This is a genomic window from Kordia sp. (assembly GCF_050633145.1).
Classification (GTDB): Bacteria; Bacteroidota; Bacteroidia; order Flavobacteriales; family Flavobacteriaceae; genus Kordia.
The window spans coordinates 81,407-87,677 of sequence record NZ_JBOEFY010000050.1 but is presented as its reverse complement, the minus strand read 5'-3'; the positions used below and the strand labels follow the sequence as shown (position 1 = coordinate 87,677).

5 protein-coding genes are annotated in these 6,271 nt (G+C 35.1%); 2 read left to right on the top strand and 3 right to left on the bottom strand.

The window, feature by feature from the left end:
• The 3 genes from ACRBBL_RS21480 to hemA all read right to left on the bottom strand — a co-directional run.
• The coding region (locus ACRBBL_RS21480) for a uroporphyrinogen decarboxylase family protein (protein ID WP_431371149.1) at positions 1-142 on the bottom strand (142 nt) is incomplete at its 3' end.
• 177 nt (positions 143-319) lie between these two features.
• Positions 320-1,897 carry a hydroxymethylbilane synthase gene (hemC, locus tag ACRBBL_RS21475; protein WP_431371146.1) on the bottom strand — a complete coding sequence of 526 codons (1,578 nt, stop codon included), beginning with the start codon at positions 1,895-1,897 and terminating at the stop codon, positions 320-322.
• A complete protein-coding gene (gene hemA / locus ACRBBL_RS21470; protein ID WP_431371145.1) occupies positions 1,894-3,153 on the bottom strand; it encodes a glutamyl-tRNA reductase in 1,260 nt (419 codons plus the stop codon). Before hemA ends, hemC begins: the two co-directional genes overlap by 4 nt.
• Positions 3,154-3,356: 203 nt before the next feature.
• Between hemA and ACRBBL_RS21465 the strand changes: the two genes are divergently transcribed.
• Positions 3,357-4,244, top strand: coding sequence for a helix-turn-helix transcriptional regulator (locus tag ACRBBL_RS21465; protein WP_431371144.1), 888 nt, complete (start codon positions 3,357-3,359; stop codon positions 4,242-4,244).
• 487 nt (positions 4,245-4,731) lie between these two features.
• A complete protein-coding gene (locus tag ACRBBL_RS21460; protein WP_431371143.1) occupies positions 4,732-6,222 on the top strand; it encodes an aminotransferase class V-fold PLP-dependent enzyme in 1,491 nt (496 codons plus the stop codon).
• Positions 6,223-6,271 lie beyond the last annotated feature (49 nt).

Here is a 6,271-nt window from a genome sequence, read left to right as displayed (position 1 = left end):
GACAACGTGTAAAGAAGTCGTACTTCTTTTTTATTTCCATGAATTCTGGTAAATATCTTCCTGCTTGGCGCATCATCCAAACTGGTGGACGTTCTACCACTTCGCCTTTTAAGGCTCTTAAAAATAAATCGTTTTTTATCATTTCTTTTTTAAGTATTGAGATGTTAGTATTGAGAATTGAGAAAAACTCATTACTCACTACTGATATCTCATGTCTGTTTTTATTTCAAAGTACTTCTCGATACGAAATTTCACTCGAAGTGACGTTTTGGTTGTTTAGCTAATACCTAACACCTAACACCCAAAAACCTAACACCTATCAAACATAGTGCTCATTCACCAACTCAATCACACTCTCAACCGTTGGAACTTTGGCAGTACGAACATCTTCAAAATATTGAGACGCTTCTTTTGCTGTAGTTTCGCCAATACAAAATGCAATTCCTTTAGCTTTATTTGCCGATATGTAACTTTTTACGGTTGATGGACTATAAAATAACACACCTTCAATTCCATCTTGAAGCTTCTCAGCATCTAGCATCGTTTTGTATGCGTGTACTTCTGTAACTTCTATATGACTTTCTTCTAATGTTGTAGGCAAAGCATCCAAACGAATATCGCTGCAAAAATAGGTTACTGAAGTTCCTTCTATATATTCAACTAAGTGTTCTGCTAGTAATTTTGCGTTGCGTGCTGATTTTACAACAGGACCAATTTTTTGCTCAATGAGCTTTTTTGTTCTTCGCCCTACGCAGTAAATGTTTTCAAACTGTAATTCTTCTGCTGAAAAGTTTTGTACCAATGCTTCTACCGCATTTTTACTTGTAATAATAACATTTTTAATTGGCTTGCGAACTACTTGCGGTTTGATTCTGTTCAAGCTAATTTTAATGAAATCGCTACTTTCTGAGATCACTTTTTCATTAAATAGTTGACGTTGTGCTTCTGTCAATAATTTGGTAGAATACACATTGGTTTGCTTTCCAGATTGTTTAATATCATCCATCAAGCGTTTTCCGCCACGTTCAATGATAAAGTCTGAACAGTATTTTGCGAGTTCCTGATGTTCTCCGAGTTTTTCGTAACGTGTTACGTAAATTCGTTTTGTTCCATCAGTACTTAGTAAGACTCCTTCAAGTGTTACCACTTCTTCTTTTATGTATGCAATTGCTCCAATTGGCGCTGTACAACCACCTTCTAATAAGTTTAGAAATTTACGTTCTATCGAAGTACAAATTTCAGTTTCTTCATGATTGATTTCAGCACAAATTGCACGAATTTCTTCATCTTCTTCCAAAGCTGTAATCATAATAGCTCCTTGCGCAGGTGCAGGAATCATCCATTCAAGATTAACAGAATCTTCTGGTCGTAAACCGATTCGTCCCAATCCAGCGGCAGCGAAAATAGCACCATTCCAATGTTCAGTATCTTCTAGTTTTTGCAAACGTGTATTTACATTTCCACGTAAATCTTCAATGGTATGTGTTGGATATCGGTGAAGCCATTGTGCTTTTCGGCGCAAACTTCCTGTTGCAATAACTGCGTCACGTTCCGATAAAAACTCTTCGTTTTTCTTAAAAACCAAGGTGTCACGAACATTTCCACGTTTTAAAACGGCTGCTTGTACAATGCCTTTTGGCAATAAAGTAGGAACATCTTTTAAGGAATGCACTGCAATATCGATGTCATTATTGAGCATCGCAATATCGAGTGTTCTTGTAAAAATCCCTGTAATTCCGAGTTCGTATAGTGGTTTGTCTAAGACTAAATCGCCTGTAGCTTTTACGGGAACTAATTCGGTTTTGTGACCAAGATGTTCTAACTGATCTTGTACTACTTTAGCTTGCCACAATGCGAGTTCACTATCTCTAGTCCCGATTCTGATGCGTTTACTCATAGTGAGTTGTTTTCCAATTGAAATACTTTTTGTATTAGTGCTACACTTTCTTCTGAAGTTGTGCTTTCATCTTTAAGATGATTGGCAAATTGTGTAGTTATTTTTTGAATGATTCTATTCGTAATGATTTCCGCTTGAGATTCGTCGAAATCACTTATTTTTTTACGTTGAAAGTCCAATTCAGCATTTTTGATTGCTGTTAACTTTTGCTTTAATGCTTTGATTGTTGGTGCAAATTTTCGCGTTTCTAACCAAGCAGTGAATTCTGTTTTTACTTCGTCAATAATTGCTTCTGCCTTTGGAATGTGTTCTTTTCTGCGTTCCAAAGTTTCATCTGTAATTTGCGATAAAGCATCTAAATGAACTAAAGTTACATTGTCTAACTCAGTTACATTCTGCGATACATTTTCAGGAATTGATAAATCTAAAATTAATAATTCCTTATTTGTATGAATGTCTTCTTTAGAAACCGTTGGACGTTCTGCTCCTGTAGCAACAATTAATACGTCTGTTTTTTGAATTTCTTCAGAAAGCATCTCGTAATCTTTTACAGTTAGATTGAACTTTCCTGCAATTTTCTCGGCTTTGTCTTTGGTTCTATTGATAAGAGTGATGTGATTGTTTTTGGTATGTTTCACCAAATTTTCACAGGTATTTCTACCAATCTTACCAGTTCCGAAGAGTAAAATATTCTTTTCAGAAGTATCTTCTACATTTTTTAAAATATACTGTACAGAAGCAAATGCTACTGAGGTTGCACCTGAAGAAATTTCTGTTTCATTTTTGATGCGTTTGCTAGCAGTTATTACGGCATTTACCAAACGTTCCATGAAACCATTAATGAGTCCAACTTTTTGAGAAGCTTTGAATCCTTTCTTTAATTGAGAGATAATTTCAAAATCTCCTAAAATCTGACTGTCTAATCCTGTACCAACTTTAAACAAGTGATTTATCGCATCAGTATTCTTATAAATATAAGCGACATCTTGAAACTCTTCTGCAGTTCCGTTAGAGTAATCGCAAAGTAATTTGATAAATTGACAAGGATGTGAAGCGAAACCATAAATTTCTGTTCGGTTGCATGTAGAAATGATCAATGCGCCATCTCCAATGTTTTCAACCTTCGTAGTTTCAAGAATAGAAGCTTGAGCTGTATCAGACAAACTAAATTTCCCACGTGTGTGTGCTTCCGCTTTTTGGTAGCTTAGCCCAACACAGTAAAAAGAATTATGTTTTGATATATTATATTGCTTCATAAGAATTCAAAATCGTTAACAAAAGTATCATTCAAGCTGAAATAAAAATAACGCTGAAAGGACTTTTTATATCGCTATAAGTTTTTTAGATGCGATTCTTATAAAAAACTTGCGGAATGTTGTAATTTTACTGCAAAATAAGGCTTTTTAGATCGTTTAACATAGAATGATTCTAAATAAGAACAAAACAGGTATTTCTACTTATGGAAGAAAAAAATAACGCTCAAGGTACTTTGAAAGAGACTCAAGTTGAAGATGGTTTTTACATTTTAAAACTTCAAAATGATAGTAATGATACTCAGCAACTTATACGTGAAATTGACAGTAGTTTTATACAGTTTCATTTTTGTGTAAAAGGCGAGTGTAAGTTTAACTTTAACAACGGAAGGTATTCATTTGATGTGTTGGACGAACATGCATTGTTGTTGTATAACCCGCAAACAGATTTACCTATTAATGTAGACTTGAAGCCAAAAACTTGGTTGATTTCTGTGTTGATTCCTATTAAAAAGTTTCACTCATTATTTTCTACAGAAGCAAATTATATACATTTTTTAGATGCTGATAAGAAAGACAAAAAGTATTATGACAACAAAAAAATAACGCCGATAATGGCTGTTGTGTTGAATCAAATGTTGAATAACAACATGCACAAATCGATTAAGAAGTTGTACTTAAAAGGAAAAGCCTACGAATTGTTGAGTCTGTATTTTAATAGAAGTGAAGATGCCGATATTGAGCAATGTCCATTTTTGGTAGATGAAGATAATGTCTTAAAAATTCGTCGTGCAAAAGATATTGTCATCGCAAATATGGCCGAACCACCAAGTTTGCAAGAGTTGGCAAATGAAGTTGGTTTAAATATTAAGAAACTGAAAGAAGGCTTTAAACAAATTTATGGCGATTCAGTTTTTAGTTTTTTGTTTGATTATAAGATGGAATACGCACGAAAGTTGCTAGAGTCTGGAAGTTACAACGTAAACGAAGTTGGGCATAAAGTTGGCTACAGTACGGCAAGTCATTTTATTGCAGCTTTTAAAAAGAAATACGGAACTACGCCTAAGAAATATATTGTTTCGAGTGCTGGTTAGACTTGCTGGCGCTCTTAGACTCGTTCCCGCGAAGGCGGGAATCTCTTAGACCGGCTTCGCCTTTTAGATTCGCTTCGCTGTTAGATCGCTGGCGCTTTTAGTATTTTGGATCGCTTCACTTCGACAGGCTCAGCGTGAACGCTTTTGGAAGTATATGAACATTGAGCGGAGTCGAAATGTGGGTCGCTTCGCAAATTTGTACTTTGACAGGCTCAGCACGAGTGCTGTTTGACTATTAGATTTCTGGGAAACGTCTTTGCGAGCATTTTAAAAAAATGCGCGGCAATCTGTTTATTTCTTATTCTACTTCACATATTAAAAACACCCAAGTATAAACACGGTAGTATTTGCGTACTATCCGCAATGGCAGTTTCCGTATTTATGGGCTGTTTTGGTGACTAATTTACGCTCAAATTTGTGTCTCAATCAAAAAGGTGAAATCTGAAAAACCTTAAACGAGTAAGAAACACAATTAAATAGTAAAGCCATGGGAACTAGTATAATCCAAAACGAAATGCTTGAGCTTATAGAAAAGCTTGGACAAAAATCATTAATTACCAATGAACAGTATAATGTATTAAAAGGAGATTTTGAACAGACGCTAAAACTTGAAACAGTTGTTGATTGGTCAAGTGTTCGGAAATTGTTTTTTAATCCAGGTGTTGATCCTAGATTTATGGTGGAACCGATGAATTCAGCAAATTTATGTCCTACGTTTGTTCCTGTGCTCAATAGAATTAACTCATTACGTTCTCAGTTCAATGCAGATATTTCTATGCAATCGCGACAAGAACGATATGGACTTATTTTAGAAACGATACGAAAGGTAATTGCGCAACATGTTGGCGCTGTGCCAGCTCCAGGTGTTAAGAATATTGCTTTGGTACGTAATACGAGTGAAGCTAACAATCAACTTTCAAAAGGATTTAAACTTTGGGAAGGAAATACGGTGTTGTTATGGGACGAAAATCATCCAACCAATAATAATGTTTGGAAATTGAGATCATCCGAAACGAAAAAAGTGGAAATGTTCTCACTGAAAACAATAGATTTCTTTAATTGGACTGATGAACGAATTCTATCAGGAATCTGCAATATTATTATAGAGAAAATCAAAAGTATTTCGGGAAATACTGTTATGCTCAGTTTTTCTGAAGTGTCCAATATTTCTGGTATTTGTATGCCTTCCAAAGAAATTGTGCAAAGAGTACGCGAAGTATATCCAGACATTCATATTCATGTTGATGGTGCTGTAAGTTGGGGCGGTTTGGAAATAAACCTGATTGAGAAAAACGGAATTAAAGGAGTTGATTGTGACAGTTTTGCCTCTAGTTCGCATAAGTGGTTAATGGGGCCTTTTGAAACAGGTATTTTTTATATGAAACCTGAGCGCGCTGAAAATTTTGATATCAGCATTCATGCGTATGATGGTAAAATTGGGTTTGAAGATAAATTGCCTGAAGATACATCACGATTTGAATTGCTTGGCCAAAGAGATGAAGCCAATATTTATGCGTTGGGACAAACTATTGCTGAGCATGATAAAATAAACGGAAATGATCCAAAACGTATTGAGGCAAGAGTTAAGTCGCTTCAAGACGATTTAAGAAGAAAATTAAAGTTTATGGCTGACAGATTGGGTGTGGAAATTTTATATACAACACCTATTTCTAAAAAGTTTTCTAATGGTGTCACTGTATTTAGCATTATCTCGCCAAGAAGAACCATTAACCATAAAGATTTATACAATTATTTATACGGTAAGAAAGGAGAGGGAAGTCGTTTTGCAGTAGGTTTTATTCCAGAAAATACTGGTGATAATCCACGTCCTGAAGCGCTTAGAATTTGTCCTCACATTATGAATTTACCAACGAATATTTCTTCGGTTGTAACTAAGATAGCACGTTTTATTCTTGAAGATCATGATATTACTGTGGAAGAGTTAGATGCTTTAACAGTGGCAGAATACGAGTTCTAGACTAAGTATAAGGATTAGTTAGTGCGAGTTTTTAAACTCGTACTAGCTA